Annotated in this window: 20 protein-coding genes, 8 tRNA genes and 1 pseudogene; 14 read left to right on the top strand and 15 right to left on the bottom strand. The window is 73.5% G+C overall.

The features are described from left to right. Positions 1–22: 22 nt before the first annotated feature. Together AMK13_RS13575 and pgsA are read right to left on the bottom strand one after the other, a co-directional pair. Positions 23–985: a phosphatidylinositol mannoside acyltransferase gene (locus tag AMK13_RS13575; protein ID WP_241852867.1), complete on the bottom strand. Its 963-nt coding sequence runs from the start codon at positions 983–985 to the stop codon at positions 23–25. A 16-nt stretch (positions 986–1,001) separates the two neighbouring features. Further along, positions 1,002–1,649 carry a phosphatidylinositol phosphate synthase gene (gene pgsA / locus AMK13_RS13570; RefSeq protein WP_049651434.1) on the bottom strand — a complete coding sequence of 216 codons (648 nt, stop codon included), beginning with the start codon at positions 1,647–1,649 and terminating at the stop codon, positions 1,002–1,004. Between the two features lie 254 nt (positions 1,650–1,903). Between pgsA and AMK13_RS13565 the strand changes: the two genes are divergently transcribed. Continuing rightward, positions 1,904–3,952, top strand: a complete 2,049-nt coding sequence (locus AMK13_RS13565) for an elongation factor G-like protein EF-G2 (protein ID WP_074002373.1) — start codon at positions 1,904–1,906, stop codon at positions 3,950–3,952. Positions 3,953–3,984: 32 nt separating this feature from the next. Here the strand turns inward: AMK13_RS13565 and AMK13_RS13560 are convergent, their stop codons facing one another. After that, positions 3,985–4,410 carry a thiol-disulfide oxidoreductase DCC family protein gene (locus tag AMK13_RS13560; protein ID WP_241852866.1) on the bottom strand — a complete coding sequence of 142 codons (426 nt, stop codon included), beginning with the start codon at positions 4,408–4,410 and terminating at the stop codon, positions 3,985–3,987. Between the two features lie 195 nt (positions 4,411–4,605). Between AMK13_RS13560 and AMK13_RS43460 the strand changes: the two genes are divergently transcribed. Beyond that, a complete protein-coding gene (locus AMK13_RS43460) occupies positions 4,606–6,252 on the top strand; it encodes a hypothetical protein (protein ID WP_079272097.1) in 1,647 nt (548 codons plus the stop codon). A gap of 65 nt (positions 6,253–6,317) precedes the next feature. Here the strand turns inward: AMK13_RS43460 and AMK13_RS13550 are convergent, their stop codons facing one another. The 4 genes from AMK13_RS13550 to AMK13_RS13535 form a co-directional block, all read right to left on the bottom strand. Beyond that, positions 6,318–6,878 carry an HIT family protein gene (locus AMK13_RS13550; protein WP_049651438.1) on the bottom strand — a complete coding sequence of 187 codons (561 nt, stop codon included), beginning with the start codon at positions 6,876–6,878 and terminating at the stop codon, positions 6,318–6,320. Positions 6,879–7,024: 146 nt separating this feature from the next. Beyond that, positions 7,025–9,004 carry a threonine--tRNA ligase gene (gene thrS / locus AMK13_RS13545; RefSeq protein WP_074002371.1) on the bottom strand — a complete coding sequence of 660 codons (1,980 nt, stop codon included), beginning with the start codon at positions 9,002–9,004 and terminating at the stop codon, positions 7,025–7,027. An 88-nt stretch (positions 9,005–9,092) separates the two neighbouring features. Next, positions 9,093–10,256 carry a hypothetical protein gene (locus AMK13_RS13540; RefSeq protein WP_074002370.1) on the bottom strand — a complete coding sequence of 388 codons (1,164 nt, stop codon included), beginning with the start codon at positions 10,254–10,256 and terminating at the stop codon, positions 9,093–9,095. Between the two features lie 32 nt (positions 10,257–10,288). Then, the gene (locus AMK13_RS13535; RefSeq protein WP_074002369.1) at positions 10,289–10,843 is read right to left on the bottom strand and encodes a DUF4365 domain-containing protein; all 555 of its coding nucleotides are present in this window, start codon (positions 10,841–10,843) and stop codon (positions 10,289–10,291) included. 167 nt (positions 10,844–11,010) lie between these two features. Between AMK13_RS13535 and AMK13_RS13530 the strand changes: the two genes are divergently transcribed. Beyond that, positions 11,011–11,778, top strand: coding sequence for an exonuclease domain-containing protein (locus tag AMK13_RS13530; RefSeq protein ID WP_074002368.1), 768 nt, complete (start codon positions 11,011–11,013; stop codon positions 11,776–11,778). Positions 11,779–11,859: 81 nt separating this feature from the next. Here AMK13_RS13530 and AMK13_RS13525 read toward each other — a convergent pair. Then, positions 11,860–11,931: transfer RNA gene (locus AMK13_RS13525), tRNA-Val, on the bottom strand. Between the two features lie 209 nt (positions 11,932–12,140). Beyond that, positions 12,141–12,212, bottom strand: a tRNA-Val gene (locus tag AMK13_RS13520). Positions 12,213–12,766: 554 nt separating this feature from the next. On the opposite strand from AMK13_RS13520, the gene AMK13_RS13515 reads away from it, so the two are divergent. Both AMK13_RS13515 and AMK13_RS13510 read left to right on the top strand, forming a co-directional pair. Continuing rightward, the gene (locus AMK13_RS13515; RefSeq protein WP_030056266.1) at positions 12,767–13,180 is read left to right on the top strand and encodes an SsgA family sporulation/cell division regulator; all 414 of its coding nucleotides are present in this window, start codon (positions 12,767–12,769) and stop codon (positions 13,178–13,180) included. 417 nt (positions 13,181–13,597) lie between these two features. After that, positions 13,598–14,167, top strand: coding sequence for a CGNR zinc finger domain-containing protein (locus AMK13_RS13510; protein ID WP_049656188.1), 570 nt, complete (start codon positions 13,598–13,600; stop codon positions 14,165–14,167). Between the two features lie 41 nt (positions 14,168–14,208). On the opposite strand, the gene AMK13_RS13505 is transcribed toward AMK13_RS13510, so the two are convergent. Continuing rightward, positions 14,209–14,673: a hypothetical protein gene (locus AMK13_RS13505; RefSeq protein ID WP_074002367.1), complete on the bottom strand. Its 465-nt coding sequence runs from the start codon at positions 14,671–14,673 to the stop codon at positions 14,209–14,211. Between the two features lie 110 nt (positions 14,674–14,783). On the opposite strand from AMK13_RS13505, the gene AMK13_RS13500 reads away from it, so the two are divergent. Continuing rightward, positions 14,784–15,284 carry a DsbA family protein gene (locus AMK13_RS13500; protein WP_074002366.1) on the top strand — a complete coding sequence of 167 codons (501 nt, stop codon included), beginning with the start codon at positions 14,784–14,786 and terminating at the stop codon, positions 15,282–15,284. Positions 15,285–15,296: 12 nt separating this feature from the next. Here the strand turns inward: AMK13_RS13500 and AMK13_RS13495 are convergent, their stop codons facing one another. From AMK13_RS13495 to AMK13_RS13485, 3 genes are all read right to left on the bottom strand, one after another. Further along, positions 15,297–16,145, bottom strand: a complete 849-nt coding sequence (locus tag AMK13_RS13495) for a GNAT family N-acetyltransferase (RefSeq protein WP_074002365.1) — start codon at positions 16,143–16,145, stop codon at positions 15,297–15,299. Positions 16,146–16,209: 64 nt separating this feature from the next. Next, positions 16,210–17,040: an aminotransferase class IV gene (locus tag AMK13_RS13490; RefSeq protein ID WP_074002364.1), complete on the bottom strand. Its 831-nt coding sequence runs from the start codon at positions 17,038–17,040 to the stop codon at positions 16,210–16,212. A gap of 27 nt (positions 17,041–17,067) precedes the next feature. Then, a complete protein-coding gene (locus tag AMK13_RS13485; protein WP_074002363.1) occupies positions 17,068–18,153 on the bottom strand; it encodes a chorismate-binding protein in 1,086 nt (361 codons plus the stop codon). 321 nt (positions 18,154–18,474) lie between these two features. On the opposite strand from AMK13_RS13485, the gene AMK13_RS13480 reads away from it, so the two are divergent. From AMK13_RS13480 to AMK13_RS13455, 6 genes are all read left to right on the top strand, one after another. After that, positions 18,475–18,547 (top strand) — tRNA-Gly (locus AMK13_RS13480). A 40-nt stretch (positions 18,548–18,587) separates the two neighbouring features. Continuing rightward, positions 18,588–18,661, top strand: a tRNA-Cys gene (locus AMK13_RS13475). A gap of 34 nt (positions 18,662–18,695) precedes the next feature. Next, positions 18,696–18,767, top strand: a tRNA-Val gene (locus tag AMK13_RS13470). Positions 18,768–18,808: 41 nt separating this feature from the next. Then, positions 18,809–18,880 (top strand) — tRNA-Val (locus tag AMK13_RS13465). Between the two features lie 44 nt (positions 18,881–18,924). Continuing rightward, positions 18,925–18,996, top strand: a tRNA-Val gene (locus AMK13_RS13460). A 41-nt stretch (positions 18,997–19,037) separates the two neighbouring features. Further along, positions 19,038–19,109, top strand: a tRNA-Val gene (locus AMK13_RS13455). A 302-nt stretch (positions 19,110–19,411) separates the two neighbouring features. Here AMK13_RS13455 and AMK13_RS13450 read toward each other — a convergent pair. Next, positions 19,412–19,612, bottom strand: coding sequence for a hypothetical protein (locus AMK13_RS13450; RefSeq protein WP_049656200.1), 201 nt, complete (start codon positions 19,610–19,612; stop codon positions 19,412–19,414). Positions 19,613–20,018: 406 nt separating this feature from the next. Here AMK13_RS13450 and AMK13_RS13445 point away from each other — a divergent pair. Next, positions 20,019–21,341 (top strand): annotated as a pseudogene (locus tag AMK13_RS13445) (protein kinase domain-containing protein); the annotation flags it as partial. A gap of 1,037 nt (positions 21,342–22,378) precedes the next feature. On the opposite strand, the gene AMK13_RS13440 reads toward AMK13_RS13445, so the two are convergent. Further along, positions 22,379–23,185: a TrmH family RNA methyltransferase gene (locus AMK13_RS13440; protein WP_049658657.1), complete on the bottom strand. Its 807-nt coding sequence runs from the start codon at positions 23,183–23,185 to the stop codon at positions 22,379–22,381. A gap of 88 nt (positions 23,186–23,273) precedes the next feature. Here AMK13_RS13440 and AMK13_RS13435 point away from each other — a divergent pair, with 88 nt between their 5' ends. Continuing rightward, a complete protein-coding gene (locus tag AMK13_RS13435; RefSeq protein ID WP_079272096.1) occupies positions 23,274–26,015 on the top strand; it encodes a SpoIIE family protein phosphatase/ATP-binding protein in 2,742 nt (913 codons plus the stop codon). Positions 26,016–26,039 lie beyond the last annotated feature (24 nt).

Raw genomic sequence — 26,039 nt, 5'->3', positions numbered from 1 at the left:
GCGGGCGGGACGGCGGAACGGATCAGGACCCGGAGGCCTCGGCCACCGGCTCCGGGGCCCCCTCCGCGCGCTCCGCGGGCGCCGCCTTCACCGTCTCACGGACCGGCAGGTCGGCGAGCCAGAACCTCTGCAGCATGTGCCAGTCCTGGGGGTGCTCGCGGATGCCCCGCTCCCACACCCCCGCCATCGCCTGGGTCATCGCCCGGGTGCGCTCCTTGCGGTCGCCCTCCTCTGGCACCGGCACCTCCGGGTGGATCCGGCCCCGCAGCACCGGACCGTCGTACCAGAGCGTCACCGGCATCAGCGCCGCCCCGGTCCGCTGGCACAGCGCCGCCGGACCGGCCGGCATCCGGGTCTCCTCACCGAAGAACGTCACCCCGATACCCGCCTCCGACAGGTCCCGGTCCCCCACCAGGCAGACCAGCCGGCCCTCGCGCAGCCGCCGCGCCAACGTCCCGATCACGTTCACCGAACCGCCGGTCAGCGCCAGGACCTCCATGCCCTGGCCCTCCCGGAACTCCACGAACCGGTCGAACAGCCGCTCCGGCTTCAACCGCTCCGCGACCGTGGTGAACGGGTAGCCCTGCTGCGCCACCCAGGTCCCCGCGAGGTCCCAGTTGCCCATGTGCGGCAGCGCTATCACCGCGCCCCGACCGGCCTCCAGCGTCTCCCGCAGGTGCTCGAAGCCGTCCACCTGGACATCCCGGGCCACCCGCTCCCGGCTCCACACCGGCAGCCGGAACGACTCCATCCAGTACCGCAGGTACGAGCGCATCCCGGCCCGCGACAGCTCCCGCATCGCGGCCTCGTCCAAGCCCGGACGGACCCGGCGCAGGTTCGCCTCCAACTGGAGCACCCGCTTGCCGCGCTTGCGCCACGCGTAGTCCGCCAGCCGGTCGAACAGCCCCGCGGCCACCCGCTCCGGCAGGTGCTTCAGCAGCCCCCACCCCAGCGCGTACGCCCAGTACACCAGTCGGTCCGTCACCGCAGGACGCCCCCCATCAGCTCCCGGCCGCCGCTCGGTCGGCCTCGAACGCCTCCCGGCGCACGGTCAGCATGCGCTGGAACACCGTCACCAGGCTGCCCGCCGCCACCAGCCACAGCGCCACCGGCAGCAGCCACTCCACGTACGGCACACCGAACGTGTGCAGACCCGCGACCCCGGCCGCCACCAGGCTGGCCACCAGCCGCTCGGCCCGCTCCACCAGCCCCGACACGTCGCACGGCAGACCCTGGCTCTCCGCCCGCGCCTTCGTGTACGACACCACCAGGCCGCTCGCCAGACAGAAGATCGCCACCGCGCAGAGCAGGTTGTCGTCACCCTTGCCCGCGTACCACATCGCCAGACCACCGAAGATCGCCGCGTCCGCGACCCGGTCCAGCGTGGAGTCGAGGAACGCCCCCCACTTCGAGGTCCGGCCCAACTGGCGGGCCATGTTCCCGTCGACCAGGTCCGAGAAGATGAACAGCGTGATCGTGATGGTGCCCCAGAAGAACTCCCCGCGCGGGAAGAACACCAGCGCACCGGCCACCGAACCGGCGGTACCGATCAGCGTCACGGCGTCCGGACTCACACCGAGGCGGATCAGGAACGCGGCGAACGGGGTCAGGACACGTGTGAAGAAGGCACGCGCGTATTTGTTGAGCATGGCCTTCCCAGCCGCTCCGATCTCCCAGATACCGCCTGGCGCGGAACGCGCGGCAGACGGCCGGGCGGATCAGCCCGTCCGGCCCACCCATCGTAGCCACGCCGGAGACACGCTCCGGCGCACGCACCGCCGGGTCGGCGCCCCCGCCACCACCCACACACGGACCGTCACCGACCGGCCCCTACGACACGCGCCCCGCAGAACCCGACCCTAGACTGCCAAAGACAGCCTCGGCGCCACGGGAGGAGACCCCGATGCCCGACCGCAGCACGGCACGAGCCGGCCAGGCACCCCCCGTCAACGGCCCGAAGGACCTGCGCAACGTCGTCCTCATCGGCCCCAGCGGTGTGGGCAAGACCACCCTCGCCGAATCCCTCGCCCTCGCCTCCGGCGCCACCGGCCGGGCCGGCCGCGTCACCGACGGCACCACCGTCTCCGACCACGAGGACATCGAGCACCAGCAGCAGCGCTCCGTCCAGCTCGCGCTCCTCCCCCTCGAATGGAAGGGCGTCAAGATCAACCTGATCGACCCGCCCGGCCACCCCGACTTCACCGCCGACCTGCGCGCCGCCCTGCACGCCGCCGACGCCGCCGTCTTCGTCGTCTCCGCCACCGACCCGGTCACCGCCCCCACCCGCGCCCTGTGGCACGAATGCGCCGCCGAAGGCATCCCCCGCGCCATCGCCGTCGCCAAACTCGACCTCGCCCACACCGGCTTCGACGACATCCTCACCGCCTGCCACGACGCCTTCGACCTCGGCCCGGACACCCTCCGCCCGCTCTTCCTGCCCGTCCTCCACGACGGACACCCCGACGGCAGCGTCGACCTCCTCACCGGCGACACCTACGGCGACACCGACCCCCTCCCCGACACCACCCCCGCCCACGACAGCCTCGTCGAGGCCATCTCCGGCCAGGACGACACCCTCATGGAGCGCTACCTCTCCGGCGACCCCCTCGACACCGACTCCCTCGAAGCCGGCCTGCGCCGCGAAGTCCTCTCCTGCACCCTCCACCCCGCCGTCCCCACCAGCGAGAACGGCCTCGGCGCCGCCGAACTCCTCGACCTCATCGCCCACACCTTCCCCGACCCCACCGAACGCACCCGCCCCGCCCCCGCCTGCGACCCCGACGCCCCGCTCGCCGCCCAGGTCGTCCGCGTCACCGGCGACGCCTACGTCGGCCGGATCAGCCTGCTGCGCCTCTACGCCGGCACCCTGCGCCCCGACACCAGGATCCACCTCACCGGCACCGCCCACACCGCCGACCAGAACGGCGACGAACGCGTCACCGCCCTCACCAGCCCCTTCGGCAAACTCCAGCGCCCCGTCCCGCACGCCGTCGCCGGCGACCTCGTCTGCGCCGCCAAACTCACCACCGCCCGCGCCGGCGACACCGTCCACGACCCGGGCCACCCCGTCGAACTCGACGGCTGGAACCTCCCCGAACCGCTGCTCCCGATCGCCGTCGAAGCCCACAGCAAGGCCGACGACGACAAGCTCTCCCAGGCCCTCGCCCGCCTCACCGCCGAGGACCCGGCCCTACGCCTCGAACAGAACCCCGACACCCACCAGCTCGTCCTCTGGTGCACCGGCGAGGCCCACGCCGAGGTCGTCCTCGACCGCCTCCGCACCCGCCACGGCGTCCACGTCGACACCGTCGAACCCAAGGTCGCCCTGCGCGAGACCTTCGGCACCGCCGCCGCCGGCCACGGCCGCCTGGTCAAGCAGTCCGGCGGCCACGGCCAGTACGCCATCTGCGACCTGGAGGTCGAACCGCTCCCGGCCGGCTCCGGCTTCGAGTTCCAGGAGCACGTCGTCGGCGGCGCCGTCCCCAAGCACTTCATCCCCTCCGTCGAGAAGGGCGTCCGCGCCCAGCTCGCCAAGGGCGTCGCCACCGGCCACCCGCTCGTCGACGTCCGGGTCACCCTCACCGACGGCAAGGCGCACTCCGTCGACTCCTCCGACGCGTCCTTCCAGAACGCCGCCGCCCTCGCCCTGCGCGACGCCGCCGAGCACGCCGTCATCCGCCTGCTCGAGCCCGTCGCCGCCGTCAGCGTCCTGCTCCCCGACGACTACCTCGGCGCCGTCCTCGGCGACCTCTCCGCCCGCCGCGGCCGCGTCCTCGGCAGCGAGACCGGCGGCACCGGCCTCACCCTGCTGCGCGCCGAGGTCCCCGAACTCGAACTCGTCCGCTACCCGGTCGACCTGCGCTCGCTCACCCACGGCACCGCCGAGTTCTCCCGCGCCTACCTGCGCCACGAGCCGATGCCCGCCGCCCTGGCCGAGCGCTACACCGACTGAGCGGCCCCGCGCCCGACCACGGCCGGACGGGTCTACGGCTGGACGGGCTTCCGGGCCGGCAGCGCGCACGCCGCCGTACCCCCCGGCATCCGGTGCCGGTTGCGCGCCACCCAGCGGTAGACAACCCCCGCCAGCGGCCGCACCGGCGCCGCCGTCAACACCGCGCCCAGATATGCCCACGCCCCGCCGGAGCGCATCAGCAGCCGCGCAACCCCCTGCGCGCCCCCGTACACCCGGCCGGTCGGCGTCACCCAGAGCACCTCGCGCTCCGCCCGCTCCGCCGACACCTCGCCCCGCCCGCCCGCACGCCCGTCCAGCCCCGCCAGGTCCGCGAACTGGAACGGCACCGCCTCCCAACCCCCCGAGGCCAGCGTCTGCCGCAGGTACCGCTCCGCCCAGCGCACGCAGGACGAGCAGAACGAACAGTCCCCGTCGAAGACCAGCACCGGATCCTTCACGGCCGCGCCCCTTTCGTCACTCCCACCACCCATCCTGCCCCACCGCCCCCATCCCTCCCACGGCGGGCATCGACCCGCCCGAAGCTGGGCATCATGCCCCTCAGGCCTCCGGTGACGGTACTTCAGACGATCATCCGCGCGGGGGTGCCACGGCACGGTAACCTGCCGCTGACAAGGGGAGGAGGGGACGCCACCGTGACCACACTCGACATGACCCCGGGTGCGCAGATACCCCGGACCGACACCGGGCCGCAGACCGCCATCACCCAGGGACTCTCCTCGACCGCCTACCGCGACGGCGAGATCCAGGGCTTCGTCGGCGCCGTCACCGACGCCACCGCGAAGAAGGGCCGCTTCGCGCTCTTCCGCCCCAACCTCGGCGAGGCCTTCAGCAAGGCGCTGGTCTCCCGCGCCCTGGGCGGCGCCCGCAAACCCCTCGTCCCGGCCTTCGGGGTCGACACCCGCCAGGTCGTCGAGCACTGCCTGGCCGCCGAGGAACTGCGCAACACCCGCGACCGGCAGCTCAGCACCGTCTCCATCGCCACCGGCGTGCTCTTCCTCCCCGGCACCCTCGTCTGGCTCGGCGCCTTCCAGCTCCGCGCCTGGCTCAAGCGGGACAACCCGAAGAACGCGGCCGTCTACGGCGGCATCGTGCTCGCCGCGGCCGCCGCCCTCGCCGTCCTGCTCGCCCTGCGCCCGCCGGCCACCGGCTTCATCGGCGTCTACCTGCGCGTCACCATGCTCGCGCCGGTCATCGGCTGGTACCTCGCCCGCCGGATCGTCGAGCGCTCCGCCAAGGACCTGCGCAGCCGCTGGCAGGCCCTGGTCGAGGGCAGCGCCGTCGCCGCCACCGTCGCCAAGGCCGTCCCCCGGGACGACCTCGACAAGAAGGCCGCCGACCTGCGCGACAAGCTCGGCCGCCTGGACGCCGAGCAGGAGACCAACATCCACCACTACGCCGGCCCCAAGGGCATCCTCGGCGCCGGCCGCCGCTGGGGCGAATGGCGCCTCGCCGACACCCTCCACCCCGCCGAGGGCCACGTCGACTTCCGCGCCTTCCACCCCTGGGACCTGATCCGCCGGATCTCCTCCCACCTGAAGGGCCTCGGCGTCAGCCACGTCGCCAACAGCGGCATGCCCAACGTCGCCATCAAGCAGTGGGTCGTCTTCGACATCGGCGAGGGCGCCGACGAGATCAGCCGCCCCGGCAACGCCGACATGGACGGCGACCGGATGCGCGACTTCGCCGTACAGAGCGTCGCCGACAAGCAGACCTTCTCCGGCGGCCCCCGGCACTACCTCGCCACCCAGTTCATCACCCACGACGGCAAGCTGGTCCTCACCTTCACCGTCACCGTCACCCTGCTCGCCAACGTCCTCAACATCACCGTGTCCGGCTACGCGCTCGGCCCGGTCAAGGGCGTCTTCTTCGACAAGCCCAAGGACAAGGAGAAGTCGGTCGCCAAGACCGTGAAGTTCTGGGAGGAGCGCACCGTCAAGCTCCCCCTGATCGACAACGACGAGGTCGTCCGCCAGGCCGTCCGCGCCCCGTTCTACCGGATGCCCGGGCTGCTCACCTGGCTCGGCGGCGGACTCGGCCTGCCCGAGCCGTTCGGTCTGCGGCACATCTGGGCCGGCCGGGCCTGGGAGAACCGCTCCATGGTCGACAACGCCCAGAACGCCTCCGTCCCGGTGCTCGCCGCCGTCCACGCGGCCACGCTGGAGTTCCTGGAGGAGCACGACCTGGACGCCGACCGCTTCTTCAAGAACCGCACCTCGATCATCAAGTCCGAGGCGCAGAGCCCCCGCCCGTACGACGTCGACACCTTCAACGCCGGCTGACCCGCGGAACGCGGGAGGGCCCCACCGAGATCCTCGGTGGGGCCCTCCCGCGTCCGTGCTGTGGATCAGCCCTGCGGCCAGACCTCGGCCAGCATCTTCCGGGTGTCCGCCAGCAGCTGCGGCAGCACCTTGGTATGGCCGACCACCGGCATGAAGTTGGTGTCCCCGCCCCAGCGCGGCACCACGTGCTGGTGCAGGTGCGCCGCGATCCCGGCCCCGGCCGCCGCGCCCTGGTTCATCCCGATGTTGAACCCGTGCGCCCCGGAGGCCGCCCGCAGCGCCGTCATCGCCTTCTTGGTGAAGTCCGCCAGCTCGGCCGTCTCGGCCTCGTCCAGGTCGGTGTAGTCGGCGACGTGCCGGTACGGGACCACCATCAGGTGCCCGCCGTTGTACGGGTACAGGTTCAGCACCGCGAACACGGCACTCCCCCGGGCGATGACCAGCCCCTCCTCGTCGCTCAGCGACGGGATCGAGCAGAACGGACAACCGTCGTCCGGAGCCGGGCCGGTGGGCTTGTTCTCACCCTGGATGTACGCCATCCGATGAGGCGTCCACAAGCGGCGGAAGCCGTCCGGCTCGCCGACGCCCCGCTGAAGTTCCGGCTCAGTCGTCATGCTGATCAGCATATTCGCCCGACGGGGCTTGCAAAGCCGCGCGGGGCAGACTCATCGAGAGCCTGCCCCGCGCAACCCCGCGAACGCGGGGCCTACGGCACCTTCCTCCGGTGCGCGTTCCGAATCTTCGGATCACCCCCGCTCAGGCGGGGCCCACCTCACACCTGGATACGACGCGCCACAGCATCAACGATCTCGGCGATGGCCTCGTCACGGGGCACGCCGTTCTTCTGCTCGCCGTTGCGGTAGCGGAAGGACACCGCACCCGCCTCGACATCGTCGTTGCCCGCGATCAGCATGAACGGCGTCTTGGTCTTCTGTGCGTTGCGGATTTTCTTCTGCATGCGGTCGTCCGAGGTGTCGACCTCGACCCGGATCCCGTGCTTCTTGAGCTCGGCCGCGACCTCCAGCAGGTACGGCACGTGCTCGTCGGTGATCGGGATGCCGGTCACGGTGACGGGAGCCAGCCACGGCGGCATGGCGCCGGCGTAGTGCTCCAGCAGCACCGCGAAGAACCGCTCGATGCTGCCGAACAGCGCCCGGTGGATCATGACCGGCCGTTGACGCGAGCCGTCCGCCGCCGTGTACTCCAGGTCGAAGCGCTCGGGGAGGTTGAAATCCAACTGAATTGTCGACATCTGCCACGTCCGGCCGATGGCGTCCCGTGCCTGCACCGAGATCTTCGGGCCGTAGAAGGCCGCGCCGCCCGGGTCCGGCACCAGCGGCAGGCCCTGCTTCTCGGCCACGCTCGCCAGGACGGCGGTGGCCTCCTCCCAGGTCTCGTCGCTGCCGACGTACTTGACCGGGTCCTTGGTCGACAGCTCCAGGTAGAAGTCGGTCAGACCGTAGTCGCGGAGCAGGTTGAGCACGAAGGTCAGCGTGGAGTCGAGCTCCTCCGCCATCTGCTCGCGGGTGCAGTAGATGTGCGCGTCGTCCTGCGTGAAGCCGCGGGCCCGGGTCAGGCCGTGCACGACGCCGGACTTCTCGTAGCGGTACACCGTCCCGAACTCGAAGAGGCGCAGCGGCAGTTCACGGTACGAGCGGCCGCGCGCGTCGAAGATCAGGTTGTGCATCGGGCAGTTCATCGGCTTGAGGTAGTAGTCCACGCCCTCGTCGAGCTGCATGGGCGGGTACATACCGTCCGCGTACCAGTCGAGGTGGCCGCTCTTCTCGAAGAGCTTCCCCTTGGTGGCGTGCGGGGTGTAGACGAACTCGTAGCCCTCCTCCTCGTGCCGCTTGCGCGAGTAGTCCTCCATGGCCCGGCGGATGATGCCGCCCTTGGGGTGGAAGACGGCGAGGCCGGAGCCGATCTCCTCGGGGATGGAGAAGAGGTCGAGCTCGTTGCCGAGCTTGCGGTGGTCGCGCTTCTCGGCCTCGACGAGGAAGTCGAGGTGGGCCTTGAGCTCGTCCTTGGTCGGCCAGGCGGTCCCGTAGATGCGCTGGAGCATCGGGTTCTTCTCGCTGCCGCGCCAGTAGGCGGCCGCGTTGCGCATCAGCTTGAACGCCGGGATGTGGCGGGTGCTGGGCAGGTGGGGGCCGCGGCAGAGGTCGCCCCAGCACTGGTCGCCGGTCTTGGCGTCCAGGTTGTCGTAGATGGTGAGCTCGCCGGCGCCGACCTCGACGTCGGCGCCCTCGCCGGCGGTGGCGGCGGAGCCCTTGAGGCCGATCAGCTCCAGCTTGTACGGCTCGGCGGCCAGCTCCTCGGCGGCGGCCTCGTCGGTGACCACGCGGCGGGAGAACTTCTGCCCGCGCTTGATGATCTCCTGCATGCGCTTCTCGATGGCCTTGAGGTCATCGGGGTGGAAGGGCTTCTCGACGTCGAAGTCGTAGTAGAAGCCGTCCTTGACCGGCGGGCCGATGCCGAGCTTGGCCTCGGGGTAGAGCTGCTGCACGGCCTGGGCCATGACGTGCGCGGTGGAGTGGCGCAGGATGTCGAGGCCGTCCTTGCTGCCGATCTCGACCGGCTCGACCTCGTCGCCGTCCTGGACGGCGTAGGCGAGGTCCTTGAGCTGGCCGCCGACCCGGGCGGCGATGATCGAGCGGTCGTCGGCGAAGAGCTCGGCGGCCGTGGTGCCCGTCGTCACCACGCGCTCTTCCCGATCGGGTTCGCGGCTGATGATTACCCGGACGTCCGTCACCGGTCTCTCCTGACGTGCTGGATTTCAGAGGACGCAACACTGCGCTGCGCGTGACGATGGTACCGAGAGCGCCGCCCCTGCCGTCCACCTACGCCCCTCCTCCCCCTTCCTCCGCCTTCTCTCCGAGCGACTTCAGCAGCCGCTCGCGGTCCCCGTCCTCCCAGCCGCGGAGCTCCAGCCCGTGCGGGCGGACGAGCCGGCGGAAGCCGTCGTGCCGGTCCAGCCGGCCGGAGACCCGGACGGGCAGGCCCGCGAGGTGGGCCTCGGCGGCGAGCCGGTAGTCGGGGTCGGGCAGGCGGAGCTTGAGCTCCCGGACGTCAGCGCCGGTCAGTACCCGGAGCCGTACCGAGCCCGGTCCGGCCGGGTCGGCGCGCTTGAGGCGGGTGACCACGCCGAGCACGGTGACGGCGATGGCGGGTTCGGTCCGTTCCAGCAGGTCGGCGGCCTCCGCCAGGGCGGGCAGGTCACCGGGCGAGAAGTCGAGGTCGATCCGGCGGTCGCCGAAGCCGCCCGGTGTTCCGGCGGCGGGTGACCAGGCGACGCTGAGCCGGGCGGCGGTGGCGTCGCGCACCAGGTCCTCGACGGACCGGACGAGCTCGCGGCTGACCCCGGCCCGGACGGCGTTCCCGAAGGCCTCGGGCCCGCCGCTGACCCGCCGGTAGTCGACCGCGTCGCGCAGCGCCTCCAGGGCCCGGACCAGGGTGGTGACGGCGGCGCGGCCCTCGGGAGCGGGGGTGTACGCGGTGAGGGCGGCGCCCTGTTCGACCAGCAGGACGCGGTCCAGGTAGTCCCCGGCGAGGCCGTCCAGCCGGGCTCCGAAGTAGCCGGCCCTGGTGCGGGCGGCCTTGGCGCCGGCGGCGAGCATCCCTCGGGCCGCCCCTCTGAGCCGCTCGGCCTCGTCCCAGGAAACGGTCCCGGCGGGCCCGGGCGGCTCGCGGTGCCAGCGCAGTTCGTCGCCGGGGACGGCCAGGGCGAGCAGGATCGAGCGGGCGGAGGGGGTGCGGGCGCGGGAGAGCGCGGCGACGGCGTCGGTGAGGAGTTCGACGGCGTCGTCGAAGCCGTCCCCGGCCGGGACGAGCAGGCTGGTGCCGGGCTCCTCGTCGGGCGGGGTCCAGCGTCCGTACCGGGCGGCCGGGCCGCCGCGGCGGACCCAGCCGTGCCGGGCGAGCAAGGTGGCCAGCACGGCGGGGTCGACGGCGGCCGGGTCGGGCAGGGGCCGGGCCGGCTCGCCCGGTGGGTACGGCGGTGTCATGGGTCCGGTTCCTCCCTGCCGCGGCCGGGCCGTCACGGGCTGCCGCCCGCACCGATCCGGGCCATGATGTCGCAGAGCGCGCGGTCGTCGAAGACCTTGTCGGTGGGCACCCGGACGTTGGTGCGCCGCTGCCCGGTGACGGGGTGGCCGGCCAGGTTGACCCAGTAGCAGCAGTGCCGCAGTTCCAGGGCGTCCGGGCGGGCCCGCAGCCAGTGGTCGACCCGGCGCGGGAGCAGCATCACGACCAGGATCCGCGGGACGGCGACCCGGGGCCGGGCGAGCTTGCGCAGGTGGTCGTTGTCCAGGGTGAAGCTGAAGAACGGTCCGGCCGGGTCGGGCGCGACCTGCTGGGTGGCCTTGAGCTGGATCTTGATGGTGACCTCGTCGTCCACCTCGTGCGCCCGGGATCCGTGGCTGACGTGCCAGTCGATGCCGTTGTCCGGGAACGGCTGGGAGAGCGAGCAGCCGGCCGCGGCGGCGACCGCGTGCAGGTAGCCGACCTGCAACGTCTCCATGCAGGCGGTGACCGCGAGGTTCCCCCGCGGTGCGGCCGCCGCCTCCTCGGGCTGCGGCTGGGTCAGTGCCATCGCCCCGTGGCCTCCCCCGGCTCGGGCCCGTCCCGGTGTCCGGACGGGTCGGTCGATTCGATCGGGACAGTCATGGGCAGGATCCCCGGTCGGGCTTGGGCCAAACGGGTTGAAGGGGCGTCAGAACCGGGTATCAACCGGGCGCAACGCTCGTCTGAGGGGCAGTCATGCAGCAGCACTGGTACACCGGCCCGCTCGCCTCCTTCGACACCGAGACGACCGGCGTGGACGTGGAGAACGACCGGATCGTCTCCGCCGCCCTGGTCGTCCAGCTCGCGCCGGGCGCACCGGCGCGGACCACCACCTGGCTCGCCGATCCGGGGGTTCCGATCCCGGACGGCGCCCGCGCGGTTCACGGCATCACCGACGAGCGGGTGCGCGCCCACGGGCGTCCGGCCCGCGCGGTGGTGGCGGAGGTCGCCCACGCGCTGGCGGCCGAGGCGCTGGCCGGGCACCCGGTGGTGGTGATGAACGCGCCCTACGACCTGACGCTGCTGGACCGGGAGCTGCGCCGTCATCACGGGCTGACGCTGGCCGGGGGGCCGGCGGCGGCCGGGTTGGTGGTGCTGGATCCGCGGGTGCTGGACAAGCACGTGGACCGCTACCGCAAGGGCCGCCGGACGCTGACCGACCTGTGCGCCCACTACGGCGTGGAGCTGGCCGGGGCGCACGACGCGGCGGCGGACGCGGCGGCGGCGCTGGCGCTGACCCGGCGGATCGGCGCCCGCTACCCGGCGGCGCTGGGCGGGCTGTCGGCGGCGGAGCTGCACCTGCGGCAGGCGGTCTGGCACGCGGCGCAGGCGCGGGGGCTGCAGAACTGGTTCGACCGCTCGGGGAAGGCGGAGCGGGTGGACCTGTCCTGGCCGCTGCGGCCGGCCCGGTGCGGCTGCGGGCGCCGGCTGGAGCCGGAGCACGGCTGCGAGGCGGCGGCGTAGACGGGCGGCCCCGGTGTCCCGGGCCCGAACGCGCCGCAGGCCCTGACCTGTTTCCTGGTCAGGGCCTGCGTGCTGTCCGGGTGGGCGATACTGGGATCGAACCAGTGACCCCTTCGGTGTGAACGAAGTGCTCTCCCGCTGAGCTAATCGCCCGGGCAACGAGAAGAACTGTAGCACCATTCGGGGCCGGTCGTACAACTCGCCCGTTCCGGGTACTGCCGACACCTCCGCAGAACTCGCGCCCCACGCGGAAGATGACTGTGCCTCAGGCGATTACCGACGGCTCTTCGGGCGGATTCCGGAAATACACGTGAGGCCCAGCCGATAATCGGCTGGGCCTCACGTATCACTGTGCATTCCGGTGGGCGATACTGGGATCGAACCAGTGACCCCTTCGGTGTGAACGAAGTGCTCTCCCGCTGAGCTAATCGCCCGGGTGCAGAGAAAACATTACCGCATCCCGGAGGGTGCTCCGACCACCCTCCCCGCCCGCGACCCCGCTCCCGGTCGCCCCCTGGGCTCCCGTCCGGCCGCCCCGGTTCGCGGCGGCGCACCCGCGGGTCACGGCCCGCCGGGCGGCCTCCGTGACCTCGCGGCGGATCCGGTGCGGGGCCGGGCCCGGTCGGTCGGGCCCCCGCACCCAGGAAGATCACCAGCCGCCGGACCGGGTGCGGCGGACGCCGGCCGGGGCCCGTCAACCAGTCGCCCGTCCGCCGTCGACGACTGCGTCAACCGCCACAGCCGCTTCACCCGTTCCCGTGTTCCCGCGCCTCTTGTCGTTTCGCACAGTCATGCCAGGAAACTAACCAAGTAGCGCCCGGGTAATGCCCGGCCCGGCCGCTGCGGGGCGATTCCGCAATGCGCCGTAAGGGGTACGACTCGCGCCCGAATCGGGACAGAGGGGTTTACATCGGTCTTGGGGGTGGGATGGTCCGTTCGCCGACGTGCGATTCCCCGAGCGCACACTGAGCGAAAGGCCATGGCGCTTATGAACACCACGGTCAGCTGCGAGCTGCACCTGCGCCTCATCGTGTCCAGCGAGTCCTCACTGCCCGTCCCCGCGGGCCTGCGCTATGACACCGCCGACCCCTACGCCGTGCACGCCACGTTCCACACGGGCGCCGACGAGACCGTGGAGTGGGTGTTCGCCCGAGATCTCCTCGCGGAGGGGCTGCACCGACCCACCGGTACCGGCGACGTCCGGGTGTGGCCGTCCCGCAGTCACGGGCAAGGGGTGGTCTGCATCGCACTGAGCTCTCCGGAAGGAGAAGCCCTGCTGGAGGCCCCGGCCCGAGCGCTTGAGTCGTTCCTCAAGCGGACGGACGCCGCGGTGCCCCCCGGCACCGAACACCGTCACTTCGACCTCGACCGGGAGCTGTCCCACATCCTCGCCGAAAGCTGACCCCGTCCGGAGGGCGGTCACGCCCCGCTGTCGGCGGGGCAATACCGCCTGCCGCCATCGCAGCCGTCCTACTCGGGGGCACGGCAGCGGACTCAGCCGCGCACGACGCGGTCTCGGGGCCGGTGAGGCGGTCCCGCTCTCCCCGGAGCGGGCCCCAGCACCGCAGGCGCCCGGCACCGAGGCCGGTCATCCTCACGGGTGGCCGGCCTCGGTGCCGGGCGCCGACGTCTTCCGGCGGCCCTACGGACAGTGCCCCGGGGACCGTCCGGCCCGGGCGGTGTCCGGTTTCGGACGCCTTGCCGGACTGCGCACACATCTTCGAAGGAAGGCACCGCCCTACCGGTACGAGGCCCGGTATGGTCTGGGGTAACCGCGGACGCGGGGTATCGGAGTCCCCCTGCGCGAGGAGCCCCCAACGTGCTGATCACCCATGACACCGAGTGCGCGCTGAGCCTCCTCGTGGAGCTGCTCAACACCGCGCCCGAGGTGTGCGGCGCCGAGCGGCTGCCGGACGTCGCCGCACTGGACGCCTTCGTGGTCCGCCAGGAGATCAGCGAGATCGACTCGCTGACCGAGGACGACCTGCGGCGGGTGCACGAGCTGCGCACCCGGCTGCGCGAGGTGTTCGCGACGGAGTCCACCGCGGAGGCCGCCGAGCTGGTCAACTCGATGGTCGCGGCCGCCGGGACGACGCCCCGGCTGACCAACCACGACGGCCACGACTGGCACATCCACTACTTCGCGCCGCACGCCGCGCTCGGCGACCACCTGGCGGCCGAGCTGGGCATGGCGCTGGCCTTCATCCTCATGGCGGGCGAGCGGGAGCGACTGCGCCGCTGCGAGGCGCCGGACTGCGCGCGGGTCTTCGTGGACCTCTCCCGGAACCGTTCGCGGCGCTACTGCGACAGCCGTACCTGCGGCAACCGGCTGCACGTCGCCGCCTACCGGGCGCGGCAGCGGTCGGCGGAGGCCGTTCCCTCCGCCTGACCGCCCGGGTCCGCCCGGTCCGCCGGATCCACCCGTCCCGCTCAGATCCCGCGCTTGCGGAGGATCTCCTCGATGTCGGCGAAGTCGCCGAGGCCGTCCTCCCGCTTGCCCGCGGCCGGCTTCTTCGCGGCCTTGGGGGCCGGCGCCGCCACCGCCGGGCGCTCGGGCGCCGGGCCGGCCGCGGCCGGGCGCTCCGGGGTGCTCTCCACCGCCGTACCGCCCCGGCGGCCCACCCAGCGGGTGGTGACCAGCAGGACCGCGGAGACGCCGAGCAGGGCGATGCCGGTCCAGACCCGTGGGTCGAAGACCAGCCTGGTCGCCCAGTCCGCGAACTCCCGGGCGACCGTGCTCGCCAGCGGGAACAGGCCGGTGAGGTAGAGCCCGGCGGGCAGCAGCGCCACCGCGAACCAGCGGGTCGCCGACAGGAAGCGCCGCCGGTAGGCCCGCAGCCCCGCGAAGGCCACTCCGCCCGCCGTGAGGATGAAGCTGATCGCCGCGCTCAGCACGAAACCGCTCCTTCGTGTCCGGTCGTCCTGGTCATCGGTGCCTTCCTCTCGGTCCGCCCTCGGGCGCACCTCCGGCCGGAGCGGGCGCCCACTAGTGGAACACTGAGGGAATGATCGATGGTTCCCTCCCCCGCCTCGAGTTCTGGTGCGACCTCCAGTGCCCGGACTGCCACACCGCGCTGGACGACGTACGGGCGCTGCGCGCGCAGTACGGCGACGCGCTGCCGCTGGAGGTGCGGCACTTCCCGCTGGAGAAGCACAAGCACGCCTACGCCGCCGCGGAGGCGGCCGAGGAGGCGTTCGCGCAGGGGCTGGGCTGGCCCTTCGTGGAGGCCCTGCTGGCCCGCACCGCGGAGCTGGACGCGCGCGGGCAGCAGGTGCTGCTGGAGATGGCCCGGGAGGTCGGGGCCGACGTCGAGGAGGTCGACACCGCGCTGGTCGACGGCCGGCACATGCTGACCGTCGACGCCGACCAGGCCGAGGGCAAGGCGATCGGGGTCACGGGCACGCCGACGTACGTGATCGGCGGGAAGCGCCTCGACGGCGGGCAGAGCCAGGACGGGCTGCGCGAGCGGATCGTGGCCGTCCTCGAGGCGGCGAAGTCCTCCTGACCGCACGCCCGGTCACAGCTGCTTGCCGTAGACGCGCTCGGTGACCCGGTAGCCGAGCGCGGTGTAGAGCCGGATGGCGACCTCGTTGCCGGCGAAGACGTTGAGGCCGAGGTGCCGCACCCCGGCGGCCAGGCACTCGCGTTCGGCGAGCAGCATCAGCGTGCGTCCGTGTCCCTGGCCCTGATGGGCCGGGGACACCTCGACCTTCATCACCCAGGCGAGCGGTTCGCCGTCCGGCTGGTCGCGCAGGCGCGGCTGCAGCCAGAGCAGGCCGTACGGGCCCTCCCCGCCGTCGGCGCCGTACAGGCGGCGCACGACCATGCCGGGGGCCTCCGGGTCCGGCGTGGGCGGGCTCTGCGGCCCGGCGGCCATGCGGGCGCGGGCCTGTTCCTCGGTGAGGCCGGAACCGACCATCATGCGGACGTAGTCGTCCGCGGACTCCTCGTACCAGGCCCGGAGTTCGGCCGGGTCGTCGAAGGGACGCGCGCTCAGCCCGACGGGCAGCTCGGGGACGTCGACCAGCGGCTTGGACATGGCCAGGGCCCGCTCGGTGTAGCCGAGGGTCGCGGCGAGCCCCCGGGCCGCCGCGGCCGACTCCGGGACGGCGACGTCGACCCGGGTGCAGCCCCAGGTGCGCAGCACCTCCTCGGCGGCCAGCCCGCCGAAGGTGCCGCGGCCCCGGCCGCGGCCCTCGGTGACTTCCAACTCGGATATTCTCCCGAAGAGTTGACCGCCCTGCGGGTCGGCGGTGGTGCGCACCGCGCCGACCGGGCGGCCGTTGGAGAGGATCAGCCAGCGTCTGGTGCGGCCGCCGGCCGCGGTGGGTGTCTCCGGGCCCTCGGGGCGCAGCGTGGTGGTCATGTGGTGGTCCCTTCCCGTTGCGGGGGAGGTTATCCACGCGGTCGGCCTGCTCCCCGGCCGGGGATCACGGGTCGAGGTCGTCGCCGCTGCGCTCGGCGAAGACGGCCATGGCCTTGGCGGTGACGGGGCCGATGCCGGGCAGTTCGCGGTCGTCGACCCGGGTGACGGCCTGGACGTCGCGGGTGGTGGAGGTCAGGAAGACCTCCTCGGCGTCCTGGAGGGCGGTGAGCGGGAGGTCGGCCTCCTCGGCGCCGCACCAGTCGATGACGAGCCGCCGGGTGATGCCGGCCAGGCAGCCGGAGGCGAGGGCGGGGGTGAGCAGGCGGCCGCCGAGGACCACGAAGACGTTGGAGCCGGTGCCCTCGCAGAGCAGGCCGGCGGTGTTGGCGAACAGGGCCTCGGAGGCGCCGGCGCGGTGGGCGGCGGCCAGGGCGACGACGTTCTCGGCGTACGAGGTGGTCTTGAGGCCGGCGACGGCGCTGTGCTCGTTGCGGCGCCAGGGGACGACGGCGACGGCGGTCTCGTCGGGGCGGTGGCCGATCGCGCTGAGGGCGACGACCAGGGTGGGGCCGGTGGTGCCGCGCTCGGAGCTGAGCGGGCCGTTGCCGCCGGTGTAGGTGATGCGCAGCCGGCCGAGCGGTGCGGGGTTGGCGGCGAGGACCTGGGCGCAGGCCTCGCGGACCAGGTCGTGGTCGGGGTCGGCCAGGCCGAGGCCGCGGGCGGAGCGGGTGAGCCGGTCGAGGTGGCGGGTGACCGCGAAGGCCCGGCCGTCGACCGTCTTCAGGGTCTCGAAGACGCCGTCGCCGGTGGTGAGGCCGTGGTCGAGGACCGAGACGGTCGCGTCGGCGGAGTCGACGAGGGCCCCGTTGACCCAGCTCGTGGTGCGGTTGCGCATCGGGTGCTGCTCCTAGGCGGTGGGGGCTCAGGCCCCGGTCGGGTCGGATCCGCTGCCGGACTCGCCACCGGGTTCGCCGCCCGACGCTATCGCGACCAGGCGGGCGGCCTTCAGTTCGGTTTCGGCCCATTCGCGTTCGGGGTCGGAGCCCCAGGTGATGCCGGCGCCGGTGCCGAAGCGCAGGACGGGTGCGGCGGGGTCCGTCCGGTCGATCCAGAAGGTGCGGATGCCGACGGCGAGTTCGGCCTCGCCGCGGTCGGCGTCGACCCAGCCGACGGCGCCGCAGTACGGGCCGCGGGGGGCGGTCTCCAGGGCGTCGATGATCCGCAGGGCGCTGGACTTGGGGGCGCCGGTGACGGAGCCGGGCGGGAAGGTGGCGGCGAGGAGTTCGGGCCAGCCGGCGCCCTCGCGCAGGGTGCCCTCGACGGTGGAGACGAGGTGGACCAGGCCGGGGTGCTTCTCGACGGCGCAGAGGTCGGGGACGGTGACGGTGCCGGTCCCGCAGACCCGGCCGAGGTCGTTGCGGACCAGGTCGACGATCATCACGTTCTCGGCGTGATCCTTGTCGAGGAGGTCGTCCTCGGTGCGGCCGGTGCCCTTGATCGGGCCGGAGGAGATGGTGCGGCCGGTGCGGCGCAGGTAGAGCTCGGGCGAGGCGGTGGCGATCTCGACGCCGTGGTCGGGCAGGCGGACGGTGCCGGCGTAGGGGGCGGGGTTGCCGTGGGCGAGGAGGCCGGTGAGGGCGTCGACGTCGCTGCGGTCCGGGTCGGGCAGTGGCGCGGAGAGCACCCGGCAGAGGTTGGCCTGGTAGACCTCGCCGGCGGCTATGTGCTCGCGGATGCGGCGGACGCCCGCGGTGTAGGCGGCGCGGTCGAGGGAGCTGTGCCAGCCGCCGGCCTCTGGTCCGCGCCAGCCGGCGCCGGAGGGCGGGGCGGGGGCGGGGCGGACCTCGTCGAAGCGGGCGCAGGTGAGGCGGCCCTCGAAGTCGTAGGCGACGGCCCAGTAGCCGGCGGAGTCCAGGGCGGCCGGGTCCGAGGTGACGTCGCGCAGTCCGGTGGCGAGGCGGCCGCCGAAGCGGGCGAGCGGGGTGCGGGGGGCGGGGTGGCCGGACACGGTTCTCCTGCGCGGTGGTGCTGGGGGGCGGTGCCTGAAGTGTAGGTCGGGGGGCGTGGGCCCGGCCCGGCTCGCGCCCCCGCGTACGAGCAGTCGCGTGCGTCGTGCGGGTGTGCGCCGGGTGGCCTGCGGATGATCGTCCGGGAGCGGCGCAGGTGGTGGCCGGTGGTCGGCCGGGAGGGCTGACGGGACGGCACTCGCCGGCCATCCCCTCGGCATGCTGCGGGAACGGATTTTTAGCTGGCCCGGGAATCCGCTAGAGTTCAACACGTCGCCAGGGAGCGCAGCCGAAGAAAAGCGGTGAAGCCCCCCGGGAGACAGGCGGACGTGGCTCAGTTGGTAGAGCATCACCTTGCCAAGGTGAGGGTCGCGAGTTCGAATCTCGTCGTCCGCTCGATGGAGAACAGTGTAAGATCGTTCTTCATGTGTTGCCTGGTGGAGTGGCCGAGAGGCGAGGCAACGGCCTGCAAAGCCGTGTACACGGGTTCAAATCCCGTCTCCACCTCCAAGAGGTCCTCCCGGTTCTTCCGGGAGGCCTCCCCGCGCGATTAGCTCAGCGGGAGAGCACTACCTTGACACGGTAGGGGTCACTGGTTCAATCCCAGTATCGCGCACGTCAGGCCCCTCGGGGCTTGCTGCGGGACCGCCACATCAGGCGCGATTAGCTCAGCGGGAGAGCACTACCTTGACACGGTAGGGGTCACTGGTTCAATCCCAGTATCGCGCACAGTAACGGGCCTTCCGGGGTCTGCTGCAACACCGCCGCACCAGGCGCGATTAGCTCAGCGGGAGAGCACTACCTTGACACGGTAGGGGTCACTGGTTCAATCCCAGTATCGCGCACGTCAGGCCCCTCGGGGCTTGCTGCAGGACCGCCACATCAGGCGCGATTAGCTCAGCGGGAGAGCACTACCTTGACACGGTAGGGGTCACTGGTTCAATCCCAGTATCGCGCACAGTAACGGCCGGGGCCGCGATCCGTAAGGGTCGCGGCCCCGGCCTTTTGTCGTCCCGTTCGGGTGGTTCCGGGCGCCGGGCCTCCGGCGGGGAAGCGCCGGGAAAAGAGAAGAGCCGCGTACGGACGCCCTCACCGACGTCCGTACGCGGCGTCTCCGCCTTCCGGGGCGCTCTGCGCACCGCCCACGCCCGTCCGCGTGTCATCGCGGCCGCGGCCTCCCCGGCGGCACCGCTCCCCGTCCCCAGGGGTTCGGTGCCCGTCTTCGACCGGCCTCGGGGCCGGTGTCCTTCTTTCCCCTGCTCAGCGGGCGATCAGATCGGCGACGGCCTGGGCCTGGTTCGCCATCTGCTCCCACCCTCCGAAGAGCAGCACCAGCAGCACGGCGCACGGCAGGGCCATGGCCAACGCCACGGCGGGGTGCCGCGTGGGCTGCTCGGCGGACCCCGTCCGGAGGGAGGCCTGCCGACGGCGGCGGGGGGTTCCCGTGAGCTGCGGTGGCATGTCCTGGCTCCTGATCCGGTCGAGTTGGCGCGGTGGACGGCTTACCTCGGGGGACGAGCTCCCCGTCCACCGCTGAGCACAACGCTATTGGTCGGGGGCCCCTCCGGGCGTCATGCCGTCGTACTGTTCCTCGGACGTCCCGGAGGATGACGATCGGACTTGAGGCCTACTACCGCAGGGGGACAGCGGGCTCATCCGACCCCCGGGGGAACCCTGAGGGGCAACCCCGAGAGGCCCTCCGACGGCCCTGTGACCTGCAGGTCAGCGCAAGATCCGACAATCGCACGGTGGCTACGGGTGTTGCGTATCAGCACACCGCAGCGGGCAGTCCGTAAGCTGTGCCAGACAGGAACTGACGATGGCCCAACCGACGGGGCCTCACCCACCGGCTGACGGGGAACGAAACATGGCGATGATGCGGCTGAGGCGTGAGGACCCCCGCATCGTCGGGCCGTACCGCCTGCACCGGCGACTGGGCGCCGGCGGCATGGGCGTGGTCTACCTCGGCTCCGACCGCCGCGGGCAGCGCGTCGCCCTCAAGCTGATCCGCGCCGAACTCGCCGAGGACCAGGAGTTCCGCACCCGCTTCGCCCGCGAGATCGCCGCCGCCTCCCGGATCCGGGGCGGCTGCACCGCGCGCGTGGTCGGCTCGGACATCGAGACCGAACGGCCCTGGCTCGCCACCGCGTACGTCCCCGGGCCCTCGCTGTACAAGCGGGTCGGCGACGAAGGACCGCTGAACTGGCCCGAGGCGGCCCGGATCGGGGCCGCGCTGGCCGACGGACTGGTCAAGGTGCACGAGGCCGGAGTGGTCCACCGGGACCTCAAGCCCTCCAACATCCTGCTCTCGCCCCGGGGCCCGCGGATCATCGACTTCGGCATCGCGTGGTCGCGCGGCGCCAGCACGCTCACCCACGTCGGCACCGCCGTCGGCTCCCCCGGCTTCCTCGCGCCCGAGCAGGTGCGCGGGGCCGCCGTCACCCCCGCCACCGACGTCTTCGCCTTCGGGGCCACCCTCGCCTACGCGCTCACCGGGGACACCCCGTTCGGGTCCGGGGCCTCCTCCGAAGTGATGCTGTACCGGGTCGTCCACGAGGAGCCCGACCTCGCCGCCGTACCGCCGCAACTGGCGCCGCTGATCCGGGCCTGCCTGGCCAAGGAACCCGCCGAACGGCCCGGGGCCGCCGCGCTGCACGAGCGGCTCAGCGAACTGGCCGCGCGCGGGACCGCGGCCGGGGCCTCCGGCACCACCCGCGCGGCGCGAGCCGGACGGAGCGGCCCCGCGCCGGTCCCCGCCCCGGCCCAGGCCCCGCAGGAGAACGGCCGGCCGGGCGTGCCCGCCCCCGGGCGCTCGCCCGAACCACCCGCCGCGGCCCGGGCCCGAGCGGCGGCGGGCCGCCCCGGCGCGCAGGCCGCCGGGGCGGCCGGACGGCGCCCCCAGGGGCCGGGCGCCCCGCTCCCCCGGCCCGAGCCGACACCGGTCACCCGGCCGCTGCGGGCACGCCCGGACCGGCCGCAGACCCCGCCCCCGGCCCGGCCCGGGCCCCGCGACACCCGTGACCCCCGCGACGCCCGCGAGCGGGTGCGTCCCCGGGACCGCCAGCACACCCCCGCCCCCGGCGGGCGGCCCGGCGCCGCGCGGCAACGGCTGCTCCGGCAGCGGCTGGTCGTCTTCGTCACCGTGACCATCGGGGTGGCGCTGGCCATCGCGGCGGCCCAGGGGTGCGAGAACCGGGACAACCGGAGCGTGCGGCCACCGGCCGCGGTGGTGACCAACACCGGCTCCGGCGGCGAGCAGGCCGTGCCCGGGACATCGGCGGACGTCGCGCCGCAGGCCTCGCCCACCCCCCTCCCGGCAGCGGCACGCGGCGGTACGGACAGCGGGCTGACGGCCCCCCAGGCGCCGCTGCCAGCCGTGGACTGGCCCAACCGCAGCTACCCCGACGGGGCCGGCGGGCCGGCCATCGCCCTGCAGAACGGGCACTCGGTCGGCGCCGGGCCCCAGGTCGCGCTGAGCGCGGTGCTGCCGGCCCGGTACAAGGGCCTGCCGGCCGCGGTGGTCGTCCTGCGACGGGTGGAGGGCTCGGCCCCGGTCGACCTCGTCCAGCTCTACACCTTCACCGGGGACGCCCCGGCCGCTACCACCTCCCGCACCTCGGTGGCGGACCCGCAGGCGACGGCCAGCTGGCGACTGGACGGCAGCACGGTCGTCCGCGAGGAACGCGCGGCCGCCACCGGCACCGTCACCTCCACTCGCTACGCCGTCCGCCCCGACGGCACCCTCGACGAATCCTGGACCGGCGCCGCCACCACCCCGCCCCCCGCCGCCGCCCCGGCCCCGCCCACCTCCCCCACCAGCTGAAGCCTCCGGGCCGGCTCCCGGCCTTGCACCGGAAGTCGGGCCAGCCGACCTCCGGTTGTGCGGCGGCCGCTGCGAAGGCGTGCGCAGGCGGGGCATGGCGCGAGAAGTCGGGCCCGCCGACTTCCGGTGCAGGGCGGTCCCGGAAGGGCGCTGCGGGCCGGCAGGCGGGATAGCGGCCTCAGCGAAGCCAGTACGCGTGAGAAGTCGGGCAGGCCGACTTCCGGCGATGCGGCGGAGCCCGGCGAAGCGATGAGTGAGCTGGCCGCGGCGTGGGAAGTCGGGCGGGCCGACTTTCGGTGCGGGGATGGCCGGCTTCCCGGGGGTGGGGCCGCGGCTGCGGTGTCAGGGGCCGGGCAGCGCGCGGGAAGTCGGGTGGGGCGACTTCTCGCGCGCCGGTGAGGGGGTCAGGGGGTGGTGACGGCGTAGAAGGCGACGGCGGCGGCGGCGCCGACGTTGAGGGAGTCGATGCCGTGGGCCATCGGGATGCGGACGGGGTGGTGGGCGGCGGCGATGGCGCGGGGGGTGAGGCCGTCGCCCTCGGCGCCGAGCATGAGGGCGGCCTTGGGGAGGCTGTGCGGGGCGAGGGTGTGGAGGTCGACGGCGGTGTCGGCGGGGGTGAGGGCGAGCAGGGTGAAGCCGGCCTCGCGGACGGTGTCGAGGGCGGCGGGCCAGGGGTCGAGGCGGGCGTACGGGACCGCGAAGACCGCGCCCATGGAGACCTTGACGGCGCGCCGGTAGAGCGGGTCGGCGCAGTCGGGGGACAGCAGGACGGCGTCCATGCCGAGGGCGGCGGCGCTGCGGAAGATGGCGCCGAGGTTGGTGTGGTCGACCAGGCCTTCCAGGACGGCGACCCGGCGGGCGCCGGCGAGCACCTCGGCGGCGTCAGGAAGGGGCTTGCGCTCCATCGAGGCGAGGGCGCCGCGGTGCACGTGGTAGCCGGTGACGGCTTCGGCGAGGGCGGGCTCGACCACGTGGACGGGGGCGTCGGCCTCGGCGATGACGTCGCCCATCACCTCCAGCCACTTGGAGGTGAGCAGCATCGACCGCATCCGGTAGCCGGCGGCGAGAGCGCGGCGGATGACCTTCTCCCCCTCGGCGATGAAGAGGCCCTCGGCGGGTTCGCGGCGGCGGCGCAGCTCGACGTCGGTGAGGCCGGTGTAGTCGGCGAGGCGGGGGTCGGCCGGGTCGGTGATGGTGCGGGGTTCGGACACCCTGCGATCTTGCCAAGCCCGGGCGGGGAAGGCCAAACGGCGGAGGGGGCGGGTGGTCCCCGGCTGGCCGTAGTGCAAATATGACCGTATGGCCCGAAATCCGGGCCGATCCTGGGCTCCGTCGGCCTCTGGCGCCACTGGCTCCGCCGGCTCCCCCGGTGGGCGCCCACACGGTCGGCCGCAGCTGCCGCACGCGAAGCCGCGGTGGCCCGTGTGGCACCGGTCGGTGGCGGGGCAGGTGTTCGCGCTCCAGATCCTGGTCGTGCTGCTGCTGGTGGTGGCGGCCGCGGTGGCGCTGGTGGTGCAGTCGCGCAACGACGCCGAGCACGAGGCGCGCAACCGTTCGGTGGCGGTGGCGCAGACCTTCGCCAGTTCGCCGGGCATCGTCGACGCGCTGCGCTCCCCCGACCCGACGGCCGTCCTGCAGCCGAGGGCGCAGTCCGCACGGGTCGCCGCGGGCGTGGACTTCATCGTCGTGCTGAACAACCAGGGCATCCGCTACACCCACCCGAACCCGGCGCTGATCGGCCGGAAGTTCGTCGGCACCTACGAGCCCGCGCTGCACGGGCAGGTGGTGACCCAGCGCGTCTCGGGCACGCTCGGCTCGCTGGTGCAGGCGGTGGTCCCGGTGTACGCGCCGGACGGTTCGGTGGTCGGGCTGGTCTCGGCGGGCGTGACGCTGAAGAGCGTCAGCAGCGCCAGCGAGCGCCAGCTTCCGGTGGTGCTGGGCGCGGCGGCGGCCGCGGTGGGGCTGGCCACGCTCGGGACGGCGCTGGTCAGCCGCAGGCTGCGGCGCCAGACGCACGGGCTGGGCCCGGTCGAGATGACCAGGATGTACGAGCACCACGCGGCGGTGCTGCACGCGGTGCGCGAGGGCGTGATGATCCTCGGCGGGGACGGCCGGCTGCTGCTCTGCAACGACGAGGCGCGCCGGCTGCTGGACCTGCCGCCGGACGCCGAGGGCCGCCCGGTGGCCGGGCTGGGCCTGGAGCAGCGGCCGCTGGACCTGCTGACCGCCGAGCGCCCGGTGACCGACGAGGTGGTGCTGTCCGGGGAGCGGCTGCTGGCGGTGAACGTCCGGCTGATCGACCAGCCGGGCGGCCCGCCCGGCCGGGTCGCCACGCTGCGCGACTCCACGGAGCTGGCGGCGCTGTCCGGCCGGGCGGAGGGCGCGCAGCGGCGGCTGCGGCTGCTGTACGACGCCGGGGTGACGGTGGGCAGCACGCTGGACGTGACGCGGACGGCGGAGGAGCTGGCGCAGGTCACGGTGCCGCGGTTCGCGGACTTCGTCACGGTGGATCTGGCGGACCAGGTGCTGACGGGCGAGGAGCCGCCGCCGGGCCCTTCACTGGGGCGGATGCGCCGTACGGCGGTGACGGGCGTACGGGACGACGCGCCGTTCTACCCGGTCGGCACGGTGCTGGACGTGGTGCCCGAGACCCCGCTGGCCGGGGCGCTGCACAGCGGGGAGCCGGCCATCGAGCCGCGGCTGGCGGAGGCCGGCCGGTGGCGGGAGCAGGACCCGGAGCGGTCGGCGCGGGTCCTGGCGTACGGGGTGCACTCGCTGGTGCGGGTGCCGCTTCGGGCGCGCGGGGTGCTGCTGGGGGTGGCCCGGTTCTGGCGGGCGCAGCGGGCGGAGCCGTTCGAGGCGGAGGACCTGGCGCTGGCCGAGGAGCTGGTGGCGCACGCGGCGGTGTGCATCGACAACGCCCGCCGCTACACCCGGGAGCACGCGATGGCGGTGACGCTCCAGCACAGCCTGCTGCCGCGCAAGCTGCCGGAGCAGACGGCGCTGGACGTGGCGCACCGTTACCTGCCGGCCCAGGCCGGGGTGGGCGGGGACTGGTTCGACGTGATCCCGCTGCCGGGCGCGCGGGTGGCGCTGGTGGTCGGGGACGTGGTGGGGCAGGGGCTGCACGCGGCGGCGACGATGGGCCGGCTGCGGACGGCGATCCACAACTTCTCGACCCTGGACCTGCCGCCGGACGAGCTGCTGGGGCACCTGGACGAGCTGGTGAGCCGGATCGACCAGGACGAGGCGGCGGGCGGGGAGCGCGCCGGGGTGGCCGGGGCGACCTGCCTGTACGCGATCTACGACCCGGTGTCGCGGCGCTGCACCCTGGCCACGGCCGGGCACCCGCCGCCGGCGGTGGTGGACCCGCAGGGCCGGGTGGTGTTCCCGGAGCTGCCGACCGGGCCGCCGCTGGGGCTGGGGGTGCTGCCGTTCGAGAACGCCGAGCTGGAGCTGGCCGAGGGCAGCCGGCTGGTGCTGTACACGGACGGGCTGGTGGAGGACCGGCAGCGGGACATCGACGAGGGGCTGGAGCTGTTGCGGGCGGCGCTGGCCGGGCCGCCGCGCACGCCCGAGCAGACCTGCGCGGACGTGCTCGGGGCGATGCTGCCGGAGCACCCGCAGGACGACATCGCGCTGCTGGTGGCGCGGACCAGGGTGCTGGCGCCGGAGCAGGTGGCGCAGTGGGAGGTGCCCTCCGACCCGGCGGCGGTGCGCGAGGTCCGGGCCGCGGTGGCGGAGCGGCTGACGGCCTGGGGGCTGGCGGAGGCGGCGTTCGTCACCGAGCTGATCCTGAGCGAGCTGGTGACCAACGCGATCCGGTACGGCTCCGGGCCGATCCGGGTGCGGCTGCTGCGGGACCGTTCGCTGATCTGCGAGGTGTCGGACGGCAGCAGCACCTCGCCGCACCTGCGGTACGCGGCGACCGAGGACGAGGGCGGGCGCGGGCTGTTCCTGGTCGCGCAGTTCGCGGACCGCTGGGGGACGCGTTACACGGCGACCGGGAAGGTCATCTGGACGGAGCAGCCGCTGGAGTAGGAAGTCGGCCGGGCCGACTTCCCA

This window comes from Streptomyces sp. CB02056 (assembly GCF_001905545.1).
In the GTDB taxonomy this organism is placed as follows: domain Bacteria; phylum Actinomycetota; class Actinomycetes; order Streptomycetales; family Streptomycetaceae; genus Kitasatospora.
This window is presented reverse-complemented; position numbering and strand designations above follow the sequence as displayed.